The sequence below is a fragment of the Pedobacter sp. V48 genome, from assembly GCF_000523515.1.
Taxonomy (GTDB): domain Bacteria; phylum Bacteroidota; class Bacteroidia; order Sphingobacteriales; family Sphingobacteriaceae; genus Pedobacter.
This window is the reverse complement of sequence record NZ_AWRU01000032.1, coordinates 303551-325724: the sequence shown is the minus strand read 5'-3', so window position 1 is coordinate 325724 and position 22174 is coordinate 303551. Positions and strand designations below refer to the sequence as shown.

General features: G+C 37.8%; 19 protein-coding genes and 2 tRNA genes. 10 read left to right on the top strand and 11 right to left on the bottom strand.

Annotation, left to right across the window (positions count from 1 at the left end; genetic code table 11):
* The first annotated feature begins 15 nt into the window (after positions 1-15).
* Positions 16-2367: a restriction endonuclease gene (locus N824_RS23440; RefSeq protein ID WP_048907533.1), complete on the top strand. Its 2352-nt coding sequence runs from the start codon at positions 16-18 to the stop codon at positions 2365-2367.
* 80 nt (positions 2368-2447) lie between these two features.
* Here the strand turns inward: N824_RS23440 and N824_RS23435 are convergent, their stop codons facing one another.
* On the bottom strand, positions 2448-3296 hold the full coding sequence (locus N824_RS23435; RefSeq protein ID WP_152542445.1) for a hypothetical protein: 849 nt from the start codon (positions 3294-3296) through the stop codon (positions 2448-2450).
* A gap of 257 nt (positions 3297-3553) precedes the next feature.
* Between N824_RS23435 and N824_RS32075 the strand changes: the two genes are divergently transcribed.
* The 3 genes from N824_RS32075 to N824_RS29960 all read left to right on the top strand — a co-directional run bounded on the left by N824_RS32075 (position 3554) and on the right by N824_RS29960 (position 6796).
* Positions 3554-3706, top strand: a complete 153-nt coding sequence (locus N824_RS32075) for a hypothetical protein (RefSeq protein WP_161662353.1) — start codon at positions 3554-3556, stop codon at positions 3704-3706.
* The gene (locus N824_RS23425) at positions 3703-5151 is read left to right on the top strand and encodes a recombinase family protein (protein WP_052334254.1); all 1449 of its coding nucleotides are present in this window, start codon (positions 3703-3705) and stop codon (positions 5149-5151) included. The genes N824_RS32075 and N824_RS23425 overlap by 4 nt, the downstream gene beginning before the upstream one ends.
* Before the next feature lie 82 nt (positions 5152-5233).
* Positions 5234-6796, top strand: a complete 1563-nt coding sequence (locus N824_RS29960; RefSeq protein WP_084498443.1) for a recombinase family protein — start codon at positions 5234-5236, stop codon at positions 6794-6796.
* Here N824_RS29960 and N824_RS23420 read toward each other — a convergent pair.
* The 4 genes from N824_RS23420 to N824_RS23405 all read right to left on the bottom strand — a co-directional run bounded on the left by N824_RS23420 (position 6753) and on the right by N824_RS23405 (position 8174).
* Positions 6753-6830, bottom strand: a tRNA-Val gene (locus N824_RS23420). The genes N824_RS29960 and N824_RS23420 overlap by 44 nt on opposite strands.
* Positions 6831-6905: 75 nt before the next feature.
* Positions 6906-6983, bottom strand: a tRNA-Val gene (locus N824_RS23415).
* 114 nt (positions 6984-7097) lie between these two features.
* Positions 7098-7823 carry a DNA repair protein RecO gene (recO, locus tag N824_RS23410; RefSeq protein WP_048907530.1) on the bottom strand — a complete coding sequence of 242 codons (726 nt, stop codon included), beginning with the start codon at positions 7821-7823 and terminating at the stop codon, positions 7098-7100.
* Between the two features lie 3 nt (positions 7824-7826).
* Positions 7827-8174, bottom strand: a complete 348-nt coding sequence (locus N824_RS23405) for a diacylglycerol kinase family protein (protein ID WP_048907529.1) — start codon at positions 8172-8174, stop codon at positions 7827-7829.
* A gap of 103 nt (positions 8175-8277) precedes the next feature.
* Here N824_RS23405 and rlmF point away from each other — a divergent pair, with 103 nt between their 5' ends.
* On the top strand, positions 8278-9222 hold the full coding sequence (gene rlmF / locus N824_RS23400; protein WP_048907528.1) for a 23S rRNA (adenine(1618)-N(6))-methyltransferase RlmF: 945 nt from the start codon (positions 8278-8280) through the stop codon (positions 9220-9222).
* 6 nt (positions 9223-9228) lie between these two features.
* On the opposite strand, the gene N824_RS23395 is transcribed toward rlmF, so the two are convergent.
* Genes N824_RS23395 through N824_RS23385 form a run of 3 tightly spaced genes read right to left on the bottom strand, consistent with a single transcriptional unit; the run spans position 9229 to position 11512 of the window.
* Positions 9229-9537 (bottom strand): hypothetical protein, encoded by a 309-nt coding sequence (locus N824_RS23395; RefSeq protein WP_048907527.1) that lies wholly within the window; start codon positions 9535-9537, stop codon positions 9229-9231.
* Positions 9538-9546: 9 nt separating this feature from the next.
* The gene (locus tag N824_RS23390; protein WP_048907526.1) at positions 9547-10833 is read right to left on the bottom strand and encodes a DUF2130 domain-containing protein; all 1287 of its coding nucleotides are present in this window, start codon (positions 10831-10833) and stop codon (positions 9547-9549) included.
* A gap of 10 nt (positions 10834-10843) precedes the next feature.
* On the bottom strand, positions 10844-11512 hold the full coding sequence (locus N824_RS23385; protein WP_048907525.1) for a metal-dependent transcriptional regulator: 669 nt from the start codon (positions 11510-11512) through the stop codon (positions 10844-10846).
* Between the two features lie 121 nt (positions 11513-11633).
* Here N824_RS23385 and N824_RS23380 point away from each other — a divergent pair, with 121 nt between their 5' ends.
* On the top strand, positions 11634-13913 hold the full coding sequence (locus tag N824_RS23380; RefSeq protein ID WP_084498428.1) for a TonB-dependent receptor: 2280 nt from the start codon (positions 11634-11636) through the stop codon (positions 13911-13913).
* A gap of 23 nt (positions 13914-13936) precedes the next feature.
* Complete coding sequence (locus N824_RS23375; protein ID WP_048907524.1) at positions 13937-15079, top strand: putative sensor domain DACNV-containing protein; 1143 nt, start codon at positions 13937-13939, stop codon at positions 15077-15079.
* Between the two features lies 1 nt (position 15080).
* Here N824_RS23375 and N824_RS33885 read toward each other — a convergent pair whose 3' ends face one another.
* Positions 15081-15239 carry a hypothetical protein gene (locus N824_RS33885; protein ID WP_200869927.1) on the bottom strand — a complete coding sequence of 53 codons (159 nt, stop codon included), beginning with the start codon at positions 15237-15239 and terminating at the stop codon, positions 15081-15083.
* Between the two features lie 246 nt (positions 15240-15485).
* Here N824_RS33885 and N824_RS23370 point away from each other — a divergent pair, with 246 nt between their 5' ends.
* Together N824_RS23370 and N824_RS23365 are read left to right on the top strand one after the other, a co-directional pair.
* A complete protein-coding gene (locus N824_RS23370) occupies positions 15486-15851 on the top strand; it encodes a PadR family transcriptional regulator (protein WP_048907523.1) in 366 nt (121 codons plus the stop codon).
* Positions 15851-17395, top strand: a complete 1545-nt coding sequence (locus tag N824_RS23365) for a PspC domain-containing protein (RefSeq protein ID WP_048907522.1) — start codon at positions 15851-15853, stop codon at positions 17393-17395. Before N824_RS23370 ends, N824_RS23365 begins: the two co-directional genes overlap by 1 nt.
* A 6-nt stretch (positions 17396-17401) precedes the next feature.
* Here the strand turns inward: N824_RS23365 and N824_RS23360 are convergent, their stop codons facing one another.
* Positions 17402-20122 carry a carboxypeptidase-like regulatory domain-containing protein gene (locus N824_RS23360; protein ID WP_048907521.1) on the bottom strand — a complete coding sequence of 907 codons (2721 nt, stop codon included), beginning with the start codon at positions 20120-20122 and terminating at the stop codon, positions 17402-17404.
* A gap of 196 nt (positions 20123-20318) precedes the next feature.
* The gene (locus N824_RS23355) at positions 20319-20951 is read right to left on the bottom strand and encodes an NAD(P)H-dependent oxidoreductase (protein ID WP_048907520.1); all 633 of its coding nucleotides are present in this window, start codon (positions 20949-20951) and stop codon (positions 20319-20321) included.
* Positions 20952-21178: 227 nt separating this feature from the next.
* Here N824_RS23355 and N824_RS23350 point away from each other — a divergent pair, with 227 nt between their 5' ends.
* The gene (locus tag N824_RS23350) at positions 21179-22162 is read left to right on the top strand and encodes an outer membrane beta-barrel protein (RefSeq protein ID WP_048907519.1); all 984 of its coding nucleotides are present in this window, start codon (positions 21179-21181) and stop codon (positions 22160-22162) included.
* The last annotated feature ends 12 nt before the right edge of the window (positions 22163-22174 follow it).

The following is a 22174-nucleotide window of genomic DNA, read 5'->3' as shown; positions in this document are numbered from 1 at the left end:
TAACTAAACCCAAGTATGAAATACAACCTAGATGTGTTAAACGACAAAGAGTTTGAGGATCTTTGCAAGGAACTTTACGACATTCATTATGGGGTCAATTTTCAGGTATTTAAGGCTGGAAGAGATGGAGGTATTGACTTGGTATTTGCCGGAAAAGTTGAAAACGAGATTGTAGTCCAGTGCAAGCATTATATCAATTCTTCATACTCTCTTCTACTAGAAAAATTGAAGAATACAGAATTGTCAAATCTTAAAAAGATGTCTCCGACTCCAGGCAGATATATTGTAGCGACTACGCTTCCCCTTTCACCTGCGCAGGCCAGAGACATTAAAGCCGTATTAACACCTTATGTTCGCAACACAAATGACATCTATGGCAGAAAACGGATTGAAAATCTATTGAGTCGAAACCCGGAGGTGGAGAAAAAATTCTTTAAACTATGGTTGACTAGTACTAATGTGATGTTGAATATATTGCATCATGCTTCCGTTTATAACTCCGAATTCCATCGGGCGAAAATCGTTGCAAATACCAAACTTTATGTGCTAACCTCAAATTTTAATAATGCAATTTCCAAACTCTCAGAAAACAAATTCTTGATCATATCCGGAGCACCAGGAGTGGGTAAAACTACGTTGGCCTTTATGCTCATCTGTGAGCGTCTAGCCAGGGGGTATGACTTGGTATATTGCGATGGGCGGATCGCGGAAGTTGAACATGCGTTTTCAGACGATCCGCTTAAAAAACAGATATTTTTCATCGATGATTTTCTTGGGGCCAATCTTCATGACATTAAAACCCAAAAAAATCCAGAGAATAAACTCATTAGTTTCATGCAAAAATTTCAGTTCGCTAAAAATAAATACTTAGTATTAACATCTAGGACTACCATCCTAAACCAAGCGAAGTATGACTATGAGCATCTTAAAAATAGTGGGTTAACTACACTTTCACAATATGAACTAAAACTCCAGCAGTACTCTATGTTGGATAAAGCAACTATACTTTACAATCATGTTTTCTTCAGCCAACTTGGTAAGGAATTTCGACAGTCCTTTTTCAATAAAGAAGTTTACAAGAACATCATTCAGCATCGCAACTATTTTCCAAGGTTGATCCAATTCATTACCGATGAATCCAAATATAAGGGGTCTGGATTTAAAACAGTTAAGGATTATATTTACGACAAGCTCGAACACCCTGACGAGATCTGGGAATATGCATTTGAAAAGCAACTTAGTAACGAAGACAGATATCTTTTGTTATGCTTGTTCACTCTTGGTGGAAATAATGTCCCAGAAGATCAATTATTGATTGCTTTCGAATCAAGATACAGGTATGAAATCAAAAATAACAACATACAGCGTAATCCAAGAGCATTCCAGCATTCATTAAAGAAAGTTCTCAATGGCTTTGTAAATGCAGTACACGATTCTAGTACCAGTAAAAACCTGTATACTTTTTTTAATCCTTCAATTGTTGATTTTCTTCTTGGGTATATGAAAGGAAATAATGCGGAAATCATAGCGACTTTAAGTTCTGTCGTTTACGTTGAACAGATCACAGTCTATTTTGACGTAAAAATTAATGACAAAGTTTACATAGAACCAAGTATCCGCCAGGAGCTTTTTCAAGTATTAACACCAAAATTCAGCGAATTAAAGTCAATTGAAGACAGGTCTTGTGTTCCACTTCAGATTTTGGATTTGCTTCAGTCCTTCTTTGAGCCAAATATCTCAAGCATTCAACATATCGCTAGTGATTTAGTAGAAAAAATAGTCGCTGATCTATCTTTTATTAATTCAGGGAAGCTTTCTTTTCTAATCTGGTGTATTGGCTTACATGAAGAGTGGCCCGAAGTTATCAAGAAGATCAAAACTCACTTTGAAAGGCTAATCCTTGGTATGTTAAATAATGTCGAAATAGAGAACGATTTCGATCATTTCAAAGAACTCTTTAAAATATACAATCAGGATTTCAGTACATTTCTGGATAACAATAACAACAAGCTGCAACTCCAACTCAAGTTAGGTGCGGTTTTTTCAGATATGATTAAAGACATCTATCACGATGAAAATGATCTAATCCGCTATATTGGCGAGTACGGTATGTCAAGTGCTGAAAACCGAGTTCGAGATCACGTTTGGGATCGATATATTGAGTTTGTTAATGGCATATCATTAGGTGATTATTTTGATGAAATGGATCATGAATACGAACTAGATGCTTCAAGAATTGTAAACGATATACAAGAACAGTATATGAATAACTGGGATGATGATGATTTCTCGCCTACGCCCATATCAGAAAGCAAACCTTTTGAAGATCCATGGGTGGAGATTGATAGACTTTTCAGTAAAAATTGATTCATTTTTTGTCAACACATATTATTATGGAATGGATTTATTAGAGAATTGTTTAATTAGATATGTAACTGGCGGAGAGTCTATTTAGTTTGATATACAGTTTTATTACTGAGATCCCATGGCAGATATCCTGTTATTTCTGTTTTATATCGCTTATCGGTTAACATTTTTACGCGTTTTGCTATTTTTTCATGTTGGGGATCAATAATAATAATCTCCTGACATTTTGGTGTTGACCAACCTGCCGCAAGTGTCTGGCAAAGTTCAGCATCTAACGGATCCAGTGATAAGCCGTATAATATAGTTTTGGAGGATAATTCCATGGATGACCATACATTTCTATGCATTGTAGAAAAATCTTCTGATTCCTTTTCAGTTCTATAGGCCTCGACAGCCATTTCAGAAGGGAGATACAAACTATCGGGTTGACTTGCTTCTCCGTGAATATGAATCACAGGTATATGCTCGTAATATGGCTCTGCTAATTTATTTATTGCTTTATCCATTACCGTATCCCAGTTAGTATTAAGAACCATTAAACTTGCCAAGTCATCGGAAAAAACAAATTTATGTAGAATAGAAGATAGGTCTTTCCTTGCTCTGATACTCTTTGCTTGTTCTGCTTTTTTCAGTTGTTTACAAATGCCTAATTTAACCCTCTTAACATTACTTAGCATCTCTTTTAACAATGTCGCTTTTGGATGCGTATAAAATCTGGTTAAGTAAACAATCCTAGCCAAATAACTATTTGCACAATCTCCATCTATCTCGAATTCAAAATCATTTTGCAAAGCTTTAATCACAGGATTCCATGCGTTTTCAACAGCGCCAGCCCCTACAGCTAACGTGATTTTATTTGATTTTGTCATCGGAGATGGTGCTGGTATAAAACCTTTCTTGGCCTTTTCGATTATCTCTTCTCGTGTCATTATTGAGTATCAATTTGAATGACAACAAATCTACAGTATTTATGTATCTAGTAATTAACGATCCCAAACTGACCATTATGGTTTTTTTAATATAAATATCACTCAAAACAAATAAAATACCCTCCAAATGTTTTAAGGGTATCTTCATTTTCATCTAAACTCAACCTATGGGATAAAAAAAATATACGGAGTCCCCGATAAAGTCCCCTATAGAACATTACATAAATATTGATCATTGCATTTAAATGCAGATGCCTATGGAAATATATAATGACAAAATCACCCCGCAATATGTGCTTGATACATTAAAAAAAGATGGTATAATCGTTAACACCCAGGAAGCAAAACAGCTATTAGAATTTTTTAACCTGCTTGCTGACATTCTGATAGATGACTTTCTTGGCGTATGAAAATGGCCGATCTATACATAAGGGTGAGTACCGATGAGCAAGCCGATAAAGGTTATTCCCAAAGGGCTCAGGAAGAGCACCTCCGCAATTTCTGTATAAATAAAGATTACCAGGTTCGAGAAGTGATCCTGGAAGACCATTCTGCAAAAAGCTTCAATCGTCCTGCCTGGAAAGCCTATCTGTCAAATCTTAAAAAGAACCGTTTCAATTACGAAGGGCTCGTGCTATTCACGAAATGGGATCGGTTCAGCCGCAATACCAGTGATGCTTACCAAATGATCAGTCAACTCAGATCTTACGGCATAGAACCTCAGGCCATTGAACAGCCGCTCGACCTAAGCATTCCAGAGAACAAAATGATGCTGGCTTTTTACCTGGCCGCTCCTGAAGTTGAAAACGACAGGCGGGCACTGAATGTCTTTCATGGAATGCGCAGGGCCAGAAAGGAAGGGCGTTATGTTTCCAATCCACCTATCGGTTATGGGAACTTCAATACCAATGGAAGGAAATACATCGCACCCAAATATCCGCAGGCTAACCTGATGAAATGGGCATTTACAGAAATCGGGAAAGGGGAGTATACTACCGAACAAGTCTGGAGAAAAGTTAGAGGAATGGGCTTGAAAACCGGACTCAATAACTTCTACAACATCCTACGTAATCCTGTCTATTGTGGTAAAATCCTTGTGCCTGCATTTAACGATGAACCAGCATACTGGGCGGAAGGACAACATGAAGGGATCGTAACAGAAAGCTTATTCCGAGCGGTATCAGACATCCTAAATAATAGGAGAGGCAAAAGACGGCAGATCTACGTGCCCGATCAATTACCACTTAGAGGCTATATTTACTGCGGGCGTTGCAACATCATCATGACAGGTAGCGCAAGTAAAGGGCGTAGCGCTTATTATTACTACTACCACGGCTTTAAAGGATGCAGGTGTAGGTACAAGGCTGTTATGATAAGCACAGCTTTTAAAACGCTGTTAAAGAAGTTTATTCCTCAACGGCAATTTATCCCATTATTCAAACGTATCATCAAAAAACGCCTGATCGTCAAGCAAGGACTCAATATAAGAAGACGCAATTCCTTAGTTCAGGAAATAGAAGCCACAAAAACAAAAATTAGCAAGGCAAGAGAACTCCTGTTATCGGCACATTTAGAGCCAGAAGAATACCTGAAGGTAAAAGATGAAAACATACATCACCTGAACACCTTGGAAAGTGAGCTTGCCCGTATGCCAGATGCTGAACTTCAATTTTCAGAAATGAACAAAAGATACGGCACAGATTTTTTAAGACTAGATGTGAGCTATGCAAAGGCAACTACGGAACATAAGCGACGTTTGATCACAATGCTTTTTCAGGGAAAGCTAAGTTTTGTTGATAATCACGTGACTTATGAAAGGGAAAGTAGTCTGCTAAAATTAACCCATTTTATCTAACGTTTTAATTCGGAATTTCCATTTCAATTTGTTGTTTAAGCCGTTTTTCTGTAAATTGGTGGTTGTTAAACTGCTGATTATTATGGAAATAGCTGATTTGTATGTTAGGGTGAGTACCGATGAACAGGCCTCAAAAGGATATTCGCAAAGAAACCAGGAAGAAGTATTGCGCAACTATTGTGGACTGAAAAATATCACCGTCCGAAAAGTGTACTATGAAGACCATTCTGCAAAGACTTTTAACCGCCCAAGCTGGACTAAACTAATCTCCCATCTAAAGAAATATAAATACAAGTCTAACCTGGTATTGTTCACCAAATGGGACAGATTCAGCCGGAACACCGGAGATGCTTATGGCATGATTGAGGTTTTAAGGAAGCTGGGCGTGGAGCCGCAGGCCATAGAACAACCACTTGATCTGACTGTTCCCGAAAATAAAATGATGCTGGCCTTTTACCTTGCTGCGCCCGAAGTAGAAAACGACAGGCGGTCAATCAATGTATTCAATGGCATGAGAACTGCAAAGAAAGAAGGGCGCTGGATTTCCTCCGCTCCACTTGGTTATGATAATTTTACACGTCTAGATGGCACCAAGTATATCGCACCGGTTGAACCTGCCGCCTCAGCAATGAAGTGGATCTTTCAGGAACTGGTTAAGGGTCATTATAACCTTAACCAAATTCACCTGAGGGCGGTAGCAAAGGGTTTACCCTGTGGCGTAAATAACCTTTATTCCGCTATTCGCAATCCGGTTTATTGCGGTAAGATTGTAGTCCCCCGGTATAAAGATGAAGAAGAACAATTGGTCCCCGGCCAACATGAGCCACTGATTACTGAAGGTTTATTTTATAAAGCGATGGACATACTGGATAAACGAAAGGTAAGTCCCAGAATCGATGCAACGGCAATAGATGCAGCTGACCAGATCCACCTGAGAGGATTTCTAATCTGCCCGGAGTGTGGTAAGTTACTTTCGGGGAGTGCCTCAAAAGGGCGAAATGCCTATTATCATTACTACCATTGCTATAGAGGTTGCCCTGTTAGGTTTAAGGCAGAAGAAGTCAATAAAACTCTGGAAATAGAACTGGAAGATTATTTCATAGGTAAAGACTACAACAATTTTTACATACAATGCATATTAAAAGCCTACAGAAACCTACATCAAGGTGATCCTGATGCCAGACATGATATTGTTACCCAGGTCAGGGAACTCAATGCTAAACTGAGCCATTCCCGTAACCTTTTAGCATCAGGAACTTTTGATGCTGAGGATTATAAGATCATTAAAAAGGATACTGAAGAAAAGATCAGGCGACTGGAAGCACAGATCCCTGATTTGATAAGTGCTGAAGCCAGCCTTGAAAAGGACCTTAATGTGTGTTTTTCGAACCTGAAATATGGTTACAGGAAGTATAGAGCCGGGGATAGTATTGCTAAAAGAGCGATAATTGGTGCGGTTTATCCCGCTAATTTGACCTATTTCAGTGAGGGAGTTCGAACCGCTAAAGTGAATGACTTAAACGCCTGTATTGCATTGATAAACAAGGAATTGCGCGGGCAAAAAAAATGGACAACTCCGGAATTATCGAGGTTGTCCATTATGGTGGGAGATACTGGGTTCGAACCAGTGACCCCCTGCTTGTAAGGCAGGTGCTCTGAACCAGCTGAGCTAATCTCCCCTTAGTTCTACTCTTTTGTTTAAAAAACCAGCTGAGTAAGCTGTTGTTAATAACCTTCGAATCCTCGTTAGGTTTTGGTGGGAGATACTGGGTTCGAACCAGTGACCCCCTGCTTGTAAGGCAGGTGCTCTGAACCAGCTGAGCTAATCTCCCCCTTGGTTCTACTCTTTTGCTAAGAAGCCAGCCGAGTAAGCTGTATTAATCCCTGATTGTTAGGGAGTGCAAATATACACCTCTAATTTAAAACTCCAAAACTTTTGTAATATTTTAAGACAGTACATCCTCTAAAACTTGATGCGAACGAATATCACCAAAAGATGCTGTGTGTAAAGTGTAGTAAATCAATATTTTATCTAAAATGAATCTTCTTGTTTTATTTTCTAATTTTATTTGATTTATTTTTTCAAAAGGTGAGGTAAACAGAGAAATAAAGAGAATCGCATCAGATTTTTCTAAATAATGGGGGTGTACAGGGAGCATCGACTTAAATTCCCCTTCCTGTAAATCAAAATAACTCTGGTCGCTTTTTGTTTGCATACTGGGCGCAAATCCCAAATGCCGTGATAGTTTGAGCAAAAATGCAAGGTGGAAATTTACGTTTGTTTCGCTATTTTCATCCAGCCAGCAAATAGCATTAAATATAAAATCAAATAGGTGCTCATCTGCCATTTGCTGTCTTATGCTCTTGTACAATACTTCATTTAAGAAGATTGCCATTGTACTTTTTATGATGTCATAAGGAATGCTACTAAAAATAGGAGATGGCCTGAGTTCCGAAACGCGCTGTATGCTGGTATTGGTTTTATGATAGACCACCATATCTACAAGATGCAATGGCTGGAGCATATTCATTCTGATCTTTGCCTTGGGTTTTTTAACGCCATTGATCATGTAAGATTGGATGCCAAATTTTTCGGTAAAGATTTGTACAACTACACTGCTTTCACTATAGAGTGTGGTTTTTAAAACAATTCCCCTGGTTTTATGCAGCATGGCCTAAAAAATTTTAGGAATAAAGACGACCAAGCCAATTATAGCTGCACCAATAGCCGCAATCAATACACCTCCGGCAGCTACATCTTTAATGATCTTTGCTTTAGGATTAAAGTTTGGCGAAACCAAATCAACAAGTACTTCTACAGCTGTATTCAACAATTCTGTTATTAAAACAATAGCGGCTGCGGCAATTATCCAAAGCCATTCATTTATAGATAATGTGAAATACCAACCGGCAATGGCCGTTACAAGGAGGGCCGCAATATGAAATTTAAAATTAAGCTGTGTTTTAAAGGCATAACCAATACCCGAAAACGCATACCCAAATCCCTTGATAAACTTTAGCATAGTACCTTCAAAATTGAAAAATTATACTTGCAAAGTACGTCATGCTTTCTAATATATCCAATTGTTTACTCAGAACCCTTAACTTTGGATAATTTTTATACGAATGTCTACAGAAAAAACATCCCTCCATCCAAGAAATAAACATCGCTTCAGGTACGATTTTCCCGAGTTGATTAAAAGCTATCCGGAATTGAAAAACTATGTTGCAGTTAATTCATATGGCGACGAATCTATAGACTTTTCTGATCCTGCTGCGGTTAAAAGTCTTAACAAAGCACTTCTTAAACATTTCTATGGTATTTCGTATTGGGATATTCCGGCGGGATATCTTTGCCCTCCTATACCTGGCCGGGCAGATTATGTACATTATCTGGCGGATTTGCTCGCTTCTGTTAATGATGGTGTAATACCAACGCTAAAATCAGTTCGAGGTTTAGATATTGGATTGGGCGCTAATTGTGTTTATCCAATTATTGGTCATCAGGATTATGGTTGGAGCTTTGTGGGGACCGAAATAGATTCTGGAGCCATAAAAGCGGCCAAAGCAATTATTGCATCAAATTCGGAACTGACAAATTCCATAACTTGCAGGCCACAGAGTAATAAACATCATATTTTTAAAGGGATTATCAAACCAGAGGATCTGTTTGATTTCACCATGTGTAATCCACCTTTTCATTCTTCTGCCGAAGAGGCTCAATCTGGCACAAGGCGGAAATTACAGAATTTGGGTAAGCAAAAAGGTAAGGAGGTAACGCTGAATTTTGGCGGACAAAATACGGAGCTTTGGTATGAAGGAGGGGAAGTCGGGTTTATTAGAAAAATGATAGAGGAGAGTGCTTCTTTTGCAAAGCAATGTCTATGGTTCTCGACCTTAGTTTCAAAGAGTAGTAACCTTCCTTTTATTTATAAAGCGATTCAAAATTCTAACGCATTTGAAGTTAGAACAATAGAAATGGTGCAAGGGCAAAAGATCAGTCGGTTTGTGGCCTGGACGTTTATGGACTTTGAGAAACAAGAAAACTGGTGCAAAAGCAGATGGTTGTAACTGGGCTTAAGTGAAAATAGTGACGCTCGCCTTCTTGTTTTTGTAAGCCCCAATTTGTTCTCCTGTGGTATAATCTTTAAAGAAAAGTGAGTCACTTTCTTTAAAACGCTTTTTTAGCATACAATACAGATGAAGGCATTTAATCCAATTTAATGCTGTTGGTTTATCTTTAAGGATTTCGGGATACACATACACCTCGTTTCCTTCAATCCTTAATAGATTCTTTTCCAGAAGCTCTTTTACATTTGCAATAATTTTGGCCGCTTGGGCGGCCAAATGAGCAGTCTGTTGTACTTTCTTTTTCGCGTATATCATAACCCGGATTTATTCTAACAGTAAAGGATCGTCTTCGTCATCAGTAAGACTTAGCTGTATGCTATCTGTTCCGGCAATACCCTCAATAGAACCCCTGATATGTGCTGCATTTAACAATACTTTTTCTAGTTGTTTTTCCCTGGCTTTCCATAGCTTTTCCATTGCATCGCGTTCTCTTTGGATAGATAATTTCATGCTCATGAATCCTTCTCTAATGGCTTTCCATTGCTCAGAGAATTCATTGCTCGTTAAATAATCATATAGCATATGCATTTTATCTCCACGGTTTTCCTGGGATTTTGAAGCACTGAACAGCTTCACAATTCCATCTCTCAGGATATAGGAAACTGCTTTAACTTCATCAAACGAACAGATCCAAACGCCGTCTTTTTCGCCGAAACAGTCCATCCCTTTTGGATAGGTTTGGGTAACAATAACTGCAACGTCAACGCCCATACTGCGCATGTCTTTTTTTAATTTCTCAATCCATTCCATCGAGAAATCTTTAGTGCGTTTGCTTTCATATATGATTTTACCGCATTCCTGCCCAAATTGATTTCTGACATGATGAACGCAATCAGCTCCTCTTACTCCTTTACCGACTTCAGATACCAGATCAAAAGGGAATGCATTTCTAAGTAATTCTTCTAAAATTAGTTCTTGTACTTCGCCCTGTAACTGCATAGATCCTTGTTCTACTTTACGCTTCATTTCTTCTGCCAGTTTTTTCTGATCGTCGAGTTGTTTCTCCAGTTCTTTTACCCTCAGTTGATGCTCGGTCTCTTTTATGCTGTTTTTTTCGGCCTCTTGCTTTCTGATCTGCTCCGTCATATCGGCACGCTGCTCTTGTAGTTTGCGTTGTAGTTGAAGCTCCATTTCTTCTTCCTTTTGCTTCATTGCCTGTTCCTTTTTCAGGAAATCAAGCTCTTTGGCGCGGGCAGATTTTAATTTTTCTTCGTTCTCTTTGTTCGCATTATCAAGCATTTGCAGCTTATTTTCGAAATCTGTTGCTATACTTTTGCGCAAGCTTTCTTCTAGCACAGTTTGCAGCTGCTTCTTTTCTTCGCTTAATTTTTGCTCATAAGCTGCGGCTTGTTTTTTTTGTTGCTGCTCAAAAGCAAGTTCCTGCTGTTTTTGCAATGCTTGAAATTCATTTTGCTTTTTAGCAAATTCATCTTCCTTTTGTTTGGTAAAGGTAACCATCTTCTCTCTGAGGTCTTTTTTATATTCCTCAGCCATCACCTCTTCAATGGGAAAAGTATGCGCGCAATTAGGACATTTTATTTCGGTTGACATATAATAGGTGTTATGGAAGTTGGTTAATAAATAAACTTTCTGCAAATTTCATAGATACGCTTCTTGGCTCTTCATTTTCAATCTGAATATTCAATGACCCATCAAAAGCAATAACTTCAAGTACTTTTATCTTGGTGCCAATGGTGATCTTCAATTTCTCTAAATATCGAAGAAATAGAGTAGAGGTGTCTTTAACGGCTGCCACTTTGCAGTTTTGGCCAGCATTTAATTCTGCTAATAACGTTTTTGCAATGGCGGGCATATCCCCGTTTGCTTTTGGAATTGGGTCGCCATGTGGATCAAATTCCGGGAAGTTAAGAAACTCTTCCAGCTTATCTACCAGTTTAGCTGATTGTATATGCTCCAGTTGTTCAGCAACTTCATGAACCTCATCCCAGCTAAAATCCAGTTTCTCATATAAAAATGTTTCCCAGAGTCTGTGTTTTCTTAAAATGGCGATGCCATTTTTTCTGCCGATATCTGTAAGTAATATTTTGCCATACTTTTTGTAAGTAACCAGATCTTTTTCCTTCAGCTTTTTTAACATATCTGTGGCAGTAGCAGGTTTAACGCCTAAATAAGCTGCCATTTCATTGGTGCCTGCCTCCGGCCTGTCTTCGTTCTGAAAGCTCAGTTTTAATAAAGCTTTTAAATAGTTTTCTTCTGTATAAGATAGCATATTACAAACTTATCGCTTTATAAAGGAAATAAAAATAATAAATATCAAATTATATTTGTTAGGTTAATCTAACTTTATTAGTTTTGTTGAAGTTATTTGGCTATTAGATTAATATAAAAATATGTTTAGCAAAACTTTACTTTCAGTTCTTTCTATGTTGTTTGTTATGAATGCCATGGGGCAAACCGGAAGCATTAGGGGTAAAATTATTTCTGAAGAGCTGCCCTTAGCTCTCGTAAATATTAGAATTGAGGGGACTCAACTAATCACTCAAACTGATAGTATGGGGAATTATACACTTAGTAAGGTTAAATCGGGTACTTATAGGGTTCAGGCATCGGCAATAGGGTTTAGAAAAATGGTTAAAGCCGTTACATTAAAGAATGAGGAGTCATCAGTTTTAAATTTTGATCTTAGCAACCTTCAAAATGATTTAGATGAGGTTGTAGTTACAGGAACTTTAAAGGAAGTAAAGAGATTGGAGAGTCCGGTTCCGGTAGAGGTTTATACGCCGGGGTACTTTAAAAAGAATCCAACTCCAAGTATTTTTGAGGCGCTTCAGAACGTAAATGGAGTAAGGCCACAGCTAAACTGCAATATTTGTAATACCGGAGATATTCATATTAATGGTCTTGAAGGGCCTTATACTATGATCTTAATTGATGGTATGCCAATAGTAAGTAGTCTTTCGACTGTTTATGGACTTTCAGGAATTCCGAATTCACTGGTAGAACAGATTGAAATTGTTAAAGGGCCTGCATCGTCTTTGTATGGTAGTGAGGCAGTTGGAGGCTTAATCAACATCATTACTAAAAAGCCTGAAAATGCACCGCTGCTCTCAGCAGATTTTTTTGCCACCGATTATCAGGAATACAATGCTGATCTTGGATTTAAATTTAACCTCGGTAAAAGAGCCATCGCATTAACAGGGGTGAATTATTTTAAATATGGCAATCCGGTAGATCACAATCATGATAATTTCACAGATGTGACGCTTCAGGATCGTATCTCTGTATTCCAGAAATGGACTTTTGAAAGGAAAAACAAACGAATATTTACGCTAGGCGCAAGGTATATGTATGAAGACAGGTGGGGAGGAGAAATGCAATGGAATAAGTCATTTAGGGGTGGAGATCAGGTCTATGGTGAAAGCATTTATACCAAACGCTGGGAATTAATTGGAAATTATCAGTTGCCGGTAAAAGAGAAGATATTTCTGGCTTTTTCATACAATGAACATAATCAGGATAGCAGATATGGAACAACATCTTATATTGCTGAGCAGAAAATAGGGTTTATCCAACTCACCTGGGATAAGAAGATTCACAATCATGATCTTTTGCTTGGAACAGCTTTAAGATATACTTTTTATGATGATAATACTGCAGCAACTACTGGCCTTAACCAGGAGATTGCAAAAAACACCTGGCTCCCGGGAATCTTTATTCAGGATGAAATAACACTAAGCGCAAAGCATAAATTTCTTGCAGGATTTAGGTATGACTATAATTCTGTTCATGGAAATATTTTTACACCCAGAGTTGCTTATAAATGGAACATAAATGATAATAATATTCTTAGATTAAATGCAGGGACCGGCTTTAGAGTAGTAAACATCTTTACTGAAGATCATGCTGCCTTAACAGGCGCCAGAACTGTAGAGATTCCTAATGAGCTTAAACCCGAAAAAACATATAATGTAAATCTTAATTATTTAAAGAAAATATACACAGATAATGGGACTTTTTTAGGTCTTGAAGGCTCGGCATTTTATACCTATTTTAACAATAGAATTATAGGCGATTTTGATACAGATCCTAATAAGATTATTTATGATAATTTAGATGGTTATGCCGTAAGTAAAGGATTAAGTGCTAATGTTGATGTGGCTTTTAACAATGGACTGAAGGTTATCGTTGGGGCAACTTATCAGGATGTTGCCAGTTTTGAACATGGAATTAAGAAGCAACAAATTCTTACAGAAAAATTTTCAGGAAACTGGGCAATTTCATACAAAATCAAACCATTTAATCTTGCTATTGACTACACAGGCAATATTTACAGCCCTATGCGTTTACCATTGCTAAGTGACCTTGATCCAAGGAAAGAGTTTTCACCAGTCTGGAGCATACAAAATATTCAATTCACGTTTAGTGGATTAAATAGATTTGAGCTATATGGTGGAATAAAAAATCTATTAAACTGGACTCCAAACAAAGGCAATCCTTTCATAATTGCGAGAGCTAATGATCCCTTTGATAAACATGTGGAGCTCGACAAAAACGGACAGGTAATGGCTACTGCTGATAACCCATATGGGCTTACTTTTGATCCAAGTTATGTTTACGGTCCGAATCAAGGAGTAAGGGGATTTTTTGGCATTAGATATACAATTAAATAAATCCAATACCTTAACTTTATGGCATGATCTATCAATCTACCTATCAGGCAGCACGGATTATTGCCCCTAAAGTTGAGACTATTTTTGCCGCGCATCTTGCTGCTGCCAGAGATAGCGGAGAGGACGATCTCGCACCTTTACCTACAGCAGATATAGTTGAAGCTATAATTGATGCCACCTTTTGGGCAAGTTTACGTAAAGAAGAAGGACACTCTCCAAAAATATCATTGGCATTTTTACCTCCGCAGCAAGCGGGCAACCCATTATTATTTAAAAATAGATTGCCTTTAAACCCTGGTACTTTGACTAAGCTGGCACCAGGCATAGAGCGTGCGGGGATACATCTTGGCGTGTGGGAAGAGGATGGAGCACTTTACATTTGGGGAACTACCGTTAGTATTCCTAATTTTTGTTTTGTACTTGATGTTTCTGAACCTGCATTGCTTGTAATTAAGCATAGAAGGATTTATGGGTTTGGAAAATTTACGAACATTGCAGTGCTTAAAGGTGACCAAGTCAAAATGGTTGACGGGCAAAGTACAAGTGTGCCGGATTGTCCGCCAATGCTTTTATCGTTGCTTGATCTTACCGCGCCCTCTTATTGGAACGATTCTGTTAATGTGCTAATCCAGCTTGCTGTTTCTATGAGGGCACACGGAAGAGGAGGAACTTTGCTGGTGGTGCCAGGGGAAACCAGTAATTGGTTGCAATCGATTATCAAACCTATTCAATACTATGTGCAGCCATCTTTTACAGGTCTTTCCAAATTGTTGCAACAAGATCGTAAAGAGGCCAGTCAAATTTTCTGGCAAACTGCATTAAAAAGAGAGGTAGAACATCTTGCCGGTTTAACAGCAGTGGATGGGGCAACTGTTATCAGCAATCAATATGAGCTTTTGGCTTTTGGAGCAAAAATAGGACGGGCAAAAGGAAAGGATAATGTTGATGAGATTTCTTTTTCAGAACCGATAACCGGTGGTGATGCTGTAGTAATTCATCCTTCTAAGGTAGGCGGAACCAGGCATCTTTCGGCTGCTCAATTCGTTCATGATCAGCGAGATGCTACAGCATTAGTGGCTTCTCAGGATGGACATTTTACCATTTATACCTGGTCCGAATATCAGGATAGGGTACAGGCTCACAGAATAGATACGCTGCTGTTGTAAATTAAGAGAAAATAATTGCTCCAATAATCACACTAAGAAATAGAACGATCATTACAATTCGATCGGCAGCTATCCATTGTTTTCTGGTCAATTCTTTAGGTGGTGCCTCCTCTTTTCGCCTGGCGAATATATTAAGTAAGGAAAAAGTTTTTGTTAACATAGATAGATGATTTTCAAGTAGATGTATTGATTGTTGCAAACTGTGAGCCAAATTAGCGCTCAGAGGTTAAAATGTTAATAACTTTGATTTTTCGTTGATATCTCTACTCATCTTCCCAGGTTTCCGGGGATACCCTTCTCTTTTACGTAAAATTATTTGTCTGTAAATCAGTAATATACATCTGTATTTTATTTTATACAGTACTATGTATTGCATATTACTGTATAAAACATATAACTTTGTATTATGATAGCAGAAAATACGCAAACGCAAATGCGAAAGGGCATACTGGAATACTGTGTGCTTCTTATCATATCCAGAGGTGAAATTTACGCCTCGGATATTATAGCTGAGTTGAAATCAGCAAGATTGCTTGTTGTTGAGGGGACATTGTACCCTTTGCTGACCCGCTTAAAAAACAATGGCCTGTTGAGCTATAATTGGGTAGAATCTACCTCTGGTCCACCCAGAAAATACTATTTGCTTACAGAAAAAGGTAAATCTATACTTAGCCAACTTGACGCTACGTGGCAGGAACTGTCGTACGCAATAAATACTTCAAAGAAAGTTGCAGATAATGATACCAACGACCAAATAAATATTAACAAGTAATGAAGAAGACACTCAACATAAATATTGGCAATTCCATCATTCATATAGAAGAGGATGCCTATGAAATGCTTACGGTTTACTTAAATGAAGTAAAACAGCATTTTGCAAAGAATGCCGATGATTTTGAAATTGTAACTGATATTGAAAATAGAATTGCAGAGATGTTTGCAGAAATATTGACCAATCAGCAAAGGCAGGTGATTAATATTCAGGACGTTCAGGTAGTTACTGCCCAGATGGGTTCAGTTAAAGATTTTGAGTCGTCGGAAGAAGAAGAGGAAAGTCAAGAGTACGTTGCCCCTCCTCATTTTAGTGTGAAAAAACTTTATCGAGATACTGACCAGGCTATGATTGCCGGTGTATGTTCGGGTTTAAGCCACTATCTGGATGTAGAATCACGCTTAGTTAGACTAATTGCGATTGCTACAATTTTTCTGGGCGGATCTGGAATACTAGCTTACGTTGTATTGTGGATTATGATACCGAGAGCTGTTACAAAAGCTGAAAAAATGACAATGAGGGGCGAGGAGGCAAACTTAAAAGGTTTTGCTAATAGTTATCTGCAACCCTTGGTGCATCAGTCTAGAGGCTTTATAGCTGAATTCCTTGATGTTTTGGGTAATTTTATTAATGGAACCGGTAAGGTTATATTCAAAATTATCGCTGCTGGTATTATTGCTTTTGGATCATTAATTATTTTATTCCTTATTGTAGCCCTAGCAGCTTTATTAGGTATGTGGGATTCAAATGTTTATCAGATGTTTCCGCTCAACATCATAAATCATCAGTATATAACTGCATCGGCCATTGCTGCCTTTTTGGTTTTTATGATTCCGGTTCTGGCTCTTGTACTTTTTTCTATTAGGGTAGCTTTTAACAGCAGACCAGTTAACAAGTCACTGTCATTTGGATTGTTAATTATCTGGCTTGCAGGTGTGGCAGTGACTTCATTTTATGTGGTTAAAATTGGATCGGAGTTTAAAGAAGGTGCCGAATTTACACAAGTGAGTGACGTGAAACCATATCAGACATATACGTTAAATATTGATAGAACAAGATTCTTCACAAAAGAAGACAGTTTACGTTACAGCATTGATCCTGGAAATTACAATGGGCGCAGAATTTTAACTGATCTTGACCATAACTTTGATGCGCCAAGAAACATCAGGTTAAATATTGAGAGAAGTGAAAATGGAAAGCCCTCTTTAAGCCAGTATTATAAAGCGAGGGGTAAGACTTTTGAAATGGCATTAAAAAATGCGCAGAATATCCATTACGATTTCCTGCAGCATGATTCTTTACTAACCTTTAGCCCAATGTTGCAATTTGTTAAAGCAGGGAATTGGCGCGGACAAGAGGTTGAGCTTACATTAAAAGTTCCTGTTGGAACCAGGTTAAATATAAGCAAAGACTTTAGCCGTTATCTGGACGGCTATGGCTATTGGGATTGCAATCATGATTCAAACAGTGAGTTCACCATTTGGAAAATGACCGATGCCGGTATCAAATGCGAACACGAAGAGACAGAAAATAACGGGGAATAACCCTAACTATTTAACCGTATAGCGGTAGATGGAGCGGGATATATTTCCGTCTTTGTCTACCCCTTCAATTACAGCCCTATAAGTGCCATTTCCATCACCATTATAATAATCTAACGATAATACACCTGTTGTATCCGTAATTACTTTAGGGTTCCAGTAAATCGTGCTACGTAAATCATTAAAATTATAGGTGCTGGCTGCATTTACATATTTAGGTGAATAGAACTCTCTTTGCGCACTAAATCCTTTGGGGCTAAACTTTAACAGGTTGGCCTCGGGCATAAGTTTTTTAAATTCTGCTAAACTCATTTTTGTTCCTTTAGGAGCTTTTTTCATGTTCACCACTAGTACTCCATTGGTGCCGTAAAGTCTGTTTACAGTACCTAATTCATCCCTTGGAAATATCTCTACGGATTCAACTTCTGAAGATTGAACTGCGGTTAATGCAAAATAATCGCTAGGTGTACCATTGATGAAAATCTGAACTGGTGTTTTGTTCCCTTGATTATAATCTCTGGTTACGTAGAAATTATTCTCAAAGAAAGTTAAGCCCATTGCCTGAGTTTGCAAACATAGTGCGAATGTGTTACATCCTTGGAAACGATCGCCATCTATTGTTGTTCCGGTAATATTGCTCAATCCGGATAAAGATGGATAATCTGCGTGGCTTGGTCTTTTGGCCTTAGCGCCTTCAATTTTTACCTCTTTAAGTGTACGGAGGTAGCTATATTGTTTTTTACTGTTGTTTAAATAAGGCGCTAATGCGCTGTCTATATTAACAATCTCGTCAATTTGTTTAGGGTTTTTGGAAACAGGGGGGGCCATTTGACCATCAAGCAATATCATTAAGCTTGAGCCATTGGCGTTATATTTTGCATTTATTACTACTTCTGATGAATCTGGAATGTTAAGGTTAGGGAACGCAAATACACCCGTGTTATTGGTTAATGCCTCTGCAGAATATTTGCTTCCTGTAACAGTTAATCTTAATGCGCCTTTTCTAACCGGCATACCTGTACGATCTCTCAATGTACCTGTGATTCTCATATCTTGTTCAGGCAATAAAGTAAGCGGTTGGAATGGCCCGGTCATAATATCTTTAAAATTAAAACGGCGGTAACCTTGTGTAAGCATAAGTACATCCAGATCACTGATCTTTTTTTCATCGGGTTTATTGAAATAATAGTTTGGCTTTTCAACGTAACCTTTTAAATCAGAAGTTAGTAATAAGGAACTTAAAATAGTTATTTCATTATCTTCACTAACAGGAACTTTTTGGTCGTCCGTAACAGAGATAGAATAATTTCCTTCAATAGGTACTGCACCGTTCTTTGCTGTAACTGTCATTTTGACCTTTTGTCTAGGCTTATAGGCTGCCAGATCAGTTTTTAAAGATACATTTATGGTGCTTTTTGGATAGTTGAATGCCAATCTTTCACTCACAGGATCACCCGCTTCAGAGAAAAGAGTAATTTGAGTGATGCCTGCCGGGAATTTATCTTTCGGAATTTTGGCATTTGTAACCAGGCTATTTAACTTGGTTTTTGCTGCGTAATAAACAATTCCACCATTGGATCCTACAATGAATACCATTTTTCCTTTGTTCGCTTCAAAATAGGCTTCATTGGCAAATATTTTAATGCCTAAAGCTAACGGGTCTGTATTGGTTACCTGGAGTGTAATGCCGGAGGCCACTGGCTTTGGTAATTCGACGCTCTTAGTGGTACCGTCTTTAAACGTAATATTTGCGGTATAGACTTTATTATTCTCTGCATTCAGATAAAAGGAGCCCATACCTAAATGGCTTGAAGTAAAATTGGTGAGCGTATTGCCTCCATTGTCAGTAATTGTACCTTTTAATTCAATGCCGAGTCCTGACCCGCTGATGGCCTTAAAAGAAATTCTTGTTGCTACACCGCTAATTAAATCTCCGCCCTCCGGGAAAAATTGAACATCATTGGCACTTTTAGCAGGTTTAAGCTTGAAGTTCGAAGTAACTATATTCGTTTCGCTTAAAGTCATGTCGGTTATAAGTTCACCACTTGTAATGGGTTCCTTACGGGAATCAACCTTAATCCTTAATATTCCATTCTGGTCGGTAGTACCTTTGCCTTTACTAACTACATCAAAATTGGAAGTCACCCTCCAGTTTACTGTTTTATTTGCCTGAGCAATGTTCTCACTGTTTTTGAATTGGACTATAGCTTCAATGTTTTGGTTTTTATCCGTTTGAATAGTTTTATAGCTAAAATGAGTAATCAATTGTTTATCAATTGCCTCGCCCACAGGGATGGTTTTGCTAAAGAAAAAGTCTTCTCCAAAGTTTAGCATCCATAAAGTATATGCTTTTATATAATAGTTTCCTTGTTTATAAGTACCAGGGGTAAGGGGTATATTCCCTGCGGCCACGCCTTTTACAACGGGTAGTTTTATGGTTTGCACTAAAGAATCACTACTGTTTATTACATCAACATAAACGATTTTACTTAGTATGGAAGGAAGATTTTGTTCCATTGTTAAATACGTTTTAAACCATATCGTATCAGCTACGCTATAGTAAGGTTTATCGAAATGAACATAAACTCTTTCTGTCGGACGTTCTTCCGCAAGTTTTTTTGATTTGTTCATTATGTTATCTAAAACAATACTGTCTTGCTGTGCATATGAAGAAAGCTGCAATACAGTTGAAAATAATATTAGGGCAATTACAAATTTTACGAATCTCATCAAAATGGTATGCTGTTAATCATGCTAATATATTCATTTATGAATTGAATAGGTTAGTTACAATGCATCTTTAACATATTTTGACATATCATTGCTATTTAATGCCGGGTATTAAAACAAAAAAAAGACCCTGAATATGGTTCCAGGATCTTCTTAATTTTTTTGTTACGCTGAATCTAATTCAGCAACTTCTATGTTATTTGAATTCAATTACAAAATCTTGTAAAGGGGTGCGAACCTTTTTAAGGTTTACCAACCAATCGCCGGCTGCATCTCTGTATCCTAATGGTAGTAAAGTTGTACTACGCAATCCTTGTTCTCTTAAACCTAATAATTCATCAACTTTTGCCGGATCAAAACCCTCCATTGGGGTAGCATCCACGTTTAATATAGCAGCTTCTGTTAATGCAACTCCAAAGCCAATATAAGATTGTTTAGCTGCATGGTGGAAGTTTTCTTCTTCAGTTTTTGCTGTATAAATGCCAACCAAATTATTTACATAATCTGCTGTTGCTGATTCTGGTAGTCCGCGTTCATTGTTTGTCCGATTAAAAACCGCTTTGATACGTTCTTCGGTATAGTTATCCCAGGCTGCAAAGATTAATAAGTGAGAGCAATCAGTAATCTGAGACTGTCCATAAGCCACAGCCTTAATTTTTTCTTTGAGTTCAGGATTGGTAACAACTATAATTTTAAATGGTTGTAAACCTGATGACGTTGGTGCTAAGTGTGCAGCGGTAAGAATCTGATCAACTTTATCTTGTGAAACTTTTTCACCGTTCATTTTTTTTGTGGCATATCGCCAGTTTAAGGCTTCTATTAAGCTCATATTGAAAATCTTAGTTTATTTTTTTATCGTTTAGCACTTATTTTTAGCTCTAACGCAAGCTTTAAAAATAACAGTGTTAGCAAATGTAGTTACGTTAGTCAAAACAAAAAAAAATACTAAAGCTTATGACTTTAAAATGATAACAAACTTTTTTCTGGTTTCATACGTTAATTATTATGCATGCATAGATAAAAAAGCGTGCATGCGCATACCAAATCTAATCAAATATGAAAAAGTTAATTCTATCAGCAGTATTACTAGCCACTGCCTCTCTGTCTTTATTAGCACAAGAAAAAGGCTTTTACATTAAACCGACCGGTAGCTATTTTATGAAGGTAACTCCTGTTGAGTTTCCGGCAATAAATGGCCAATTAGCAAGAGATAAAACAACAACCATTACAGGGACTGGTGCAAGTGCAACCACAACAACTTCAGAAACAGCATTGACAGGGTCTTTTGGACAAGGTTTTAGGGTAGGCCTGGTTGGCGGTTATCAGTTTAATAAGATTATTGGATTGGAAGTGGGAGTTAATTATTTTAAGAGTGAAGAGCAGGATATGCTGAGACAAACTGTAATAAATAACGGAACAAACGTGTTAAGTCTACATGCTGTGGGTAAAGTAAAAGCATTTGATGTAACACCAGCATTAGTTTTCCGAATTCCGAATACAGGGAAATTCCAGCCATACAGTAAAATTGGGGTGATAGTTCCGGTTGGAGGATATTTGCAAATCAATACTTCAGTTAATGATCAAACTGGTCAGATTGCAGCTTCTCAGGGAACAGTGTCTCCTCCGGGTACTCGTACAACTCTTGTTCTGGCAAGAGAAGAGCGAATCAATCCAAAACCAACAATAGGATTTCAAAGCGCTTTAGGATTTGATTACAAGATTGGAAATAATATAAGTTTATTTTCAGAAATAGAGTATCGTAATATTTCGGTTGGCGGTAAAGATAAAGAACTTAGAAGTTACGATGGAACAGCAACTGTAGTTGTTAATGCTACAAACACTCCGGCAGGGTCAAAACAACTGACGCTAGAGGATCAGCCAAAAGGAGATAGAGAGGTTAATTATCATAAAACCATTAATTCTACAATGAACGTAAAAGGGCAACCTAATTATGATCCTACTAAACCTTCAGATGATTTACGTTCGTATATTAACATTGGTGGATTAGGGTTAAACGTTGGACTTAAAATTGGAATATAGTATTACAAAGGA

Bases quoted from the DNA above. Each gene is read 5' to 3' on its own strand.
- N824_RS23395 (WP_048907527.1), bottom strand. From the start codon at position 9,537: ATGATATACGCGAAAAAGAAAGTACAACAGACTGCTCATTTGGCCGCC.
- N824_RS33885 (WP_200869927.1), bottom strand. From the start codon at position 15,239: ATGTTAACAAAAACTTTTTCCTTACTTAATATATTCGCCAGGCGAAAA.
- N824_RS29960 (WP_084498443.1), top strand. From the start codon at position 5,234: ATGGAAATAGCTGATTTGTATGTTAGGGTGAGTACCGATGAACAGGCC.
- N824_RS23385 (WP_048907525.1), bottom strand. From the start codon at position 11,512: ATGCTATCTTATACAGAAGAAAACTATTTAAAAGCTTTATTAAAACTG.
- N824_RS23375 (WP_048907524.1), top strand. From the start codon at position 13,937: ATGATCTATCAATCTACCTATCAGGCAGCACGGATTATTGCCCCTAAA.
- N824_RS23365 (WP_048907522.1), top strand. From the start codon at position 15,851: ATGAAGAAGACACTCAACATAAATATTGGCAATTCCATCATTCATATA.
- N824_RS23380 (WP_084498428.1), top strand. From the start codon at position 11,634: ATGTTTAGCAAAACTTTACTTTCAGTTCTTTCTATGTTGTTTGTTATG.
- N824_RS23390 (WP_048907526.1), bottom strand. From the start codon at position 10,833: ATGTCAACCGAAATAAAATGTCCTAATTGCGCGCATACTTTTCCCATT.
- N824_RS23355 (WP_048907520.1), bottom strand. From the start codon at position 20,951: ATGAGCTTAATAGAAGCCTTAAACTGGCGATATGCCACAAAAAAAATG.
- N824_RS23425 (WP_052334254.1), top strand. From the start codon at position 3,703: ATGAAAATGGCCGATCTATACATAAGGGTGAGTACCGATGAGCAAGCC.
- N824_RS32075 (WP_161662353.1), top strand. From the start codon at position 3,554: ATGGAAATATATAATGACAAAATCACCCCGCAATATGTGCTTGATACA.
- N824_RS23405 (WP_048907529.1), bottom strand. From the start codon at position 8,174: ATGCTAAAGTTTATCAAGGGATTTGGGTATGCGTTTTCGGGTATTGGT.
- N824_RS23435 (WP_152542445.1), bottom strand. From the start codon at position 3,296: ATGACACGAGAAGAGATAATCGAAAAGGCCAAGAAAGGTTTTATACCA.
- N824_RS23360 (WP_048907521.1), bottom strand. From the start codon at position 20,122: ATGAGATTCGTAAAATTTGTAATTGCCCTAATATTATTTTCAACTGTA.
- N824_RS23350 (WP_048907519.1), top strand. From the start codon at position 21,179: ATGAAAAAGTTAATTCTATCAGCAGTATTACTAGCCACTGCCTCTCTG.
- recO (WP_048907530.1), bottom strand. From the start codon at position 7,823: ATGCTGCATAAAACCAGGGGAATTGTTTTAAAAACCACACTCTATAGT.
- N824_RS23370 (WP_048907523.1), top strand. From the start codon at position 15,486: ATGATAGCAGAAAATACGCAAACGCAAATGCGAAAGGGCATACTGGAA.
- N824_RS23440 (WP_048907533.1), top strand. From the start codon at position 16: ATGAAATACAACCTAGATGTGTTAAACGACAAAGAGTTTGAGGATCTT.
- rlmF (WP_048907528.1), top strand. From the start codon at position 8,278: ATGTCTACAGAAAAAACATCCCTCCATCCAAGAAATAAACATCGCTTC.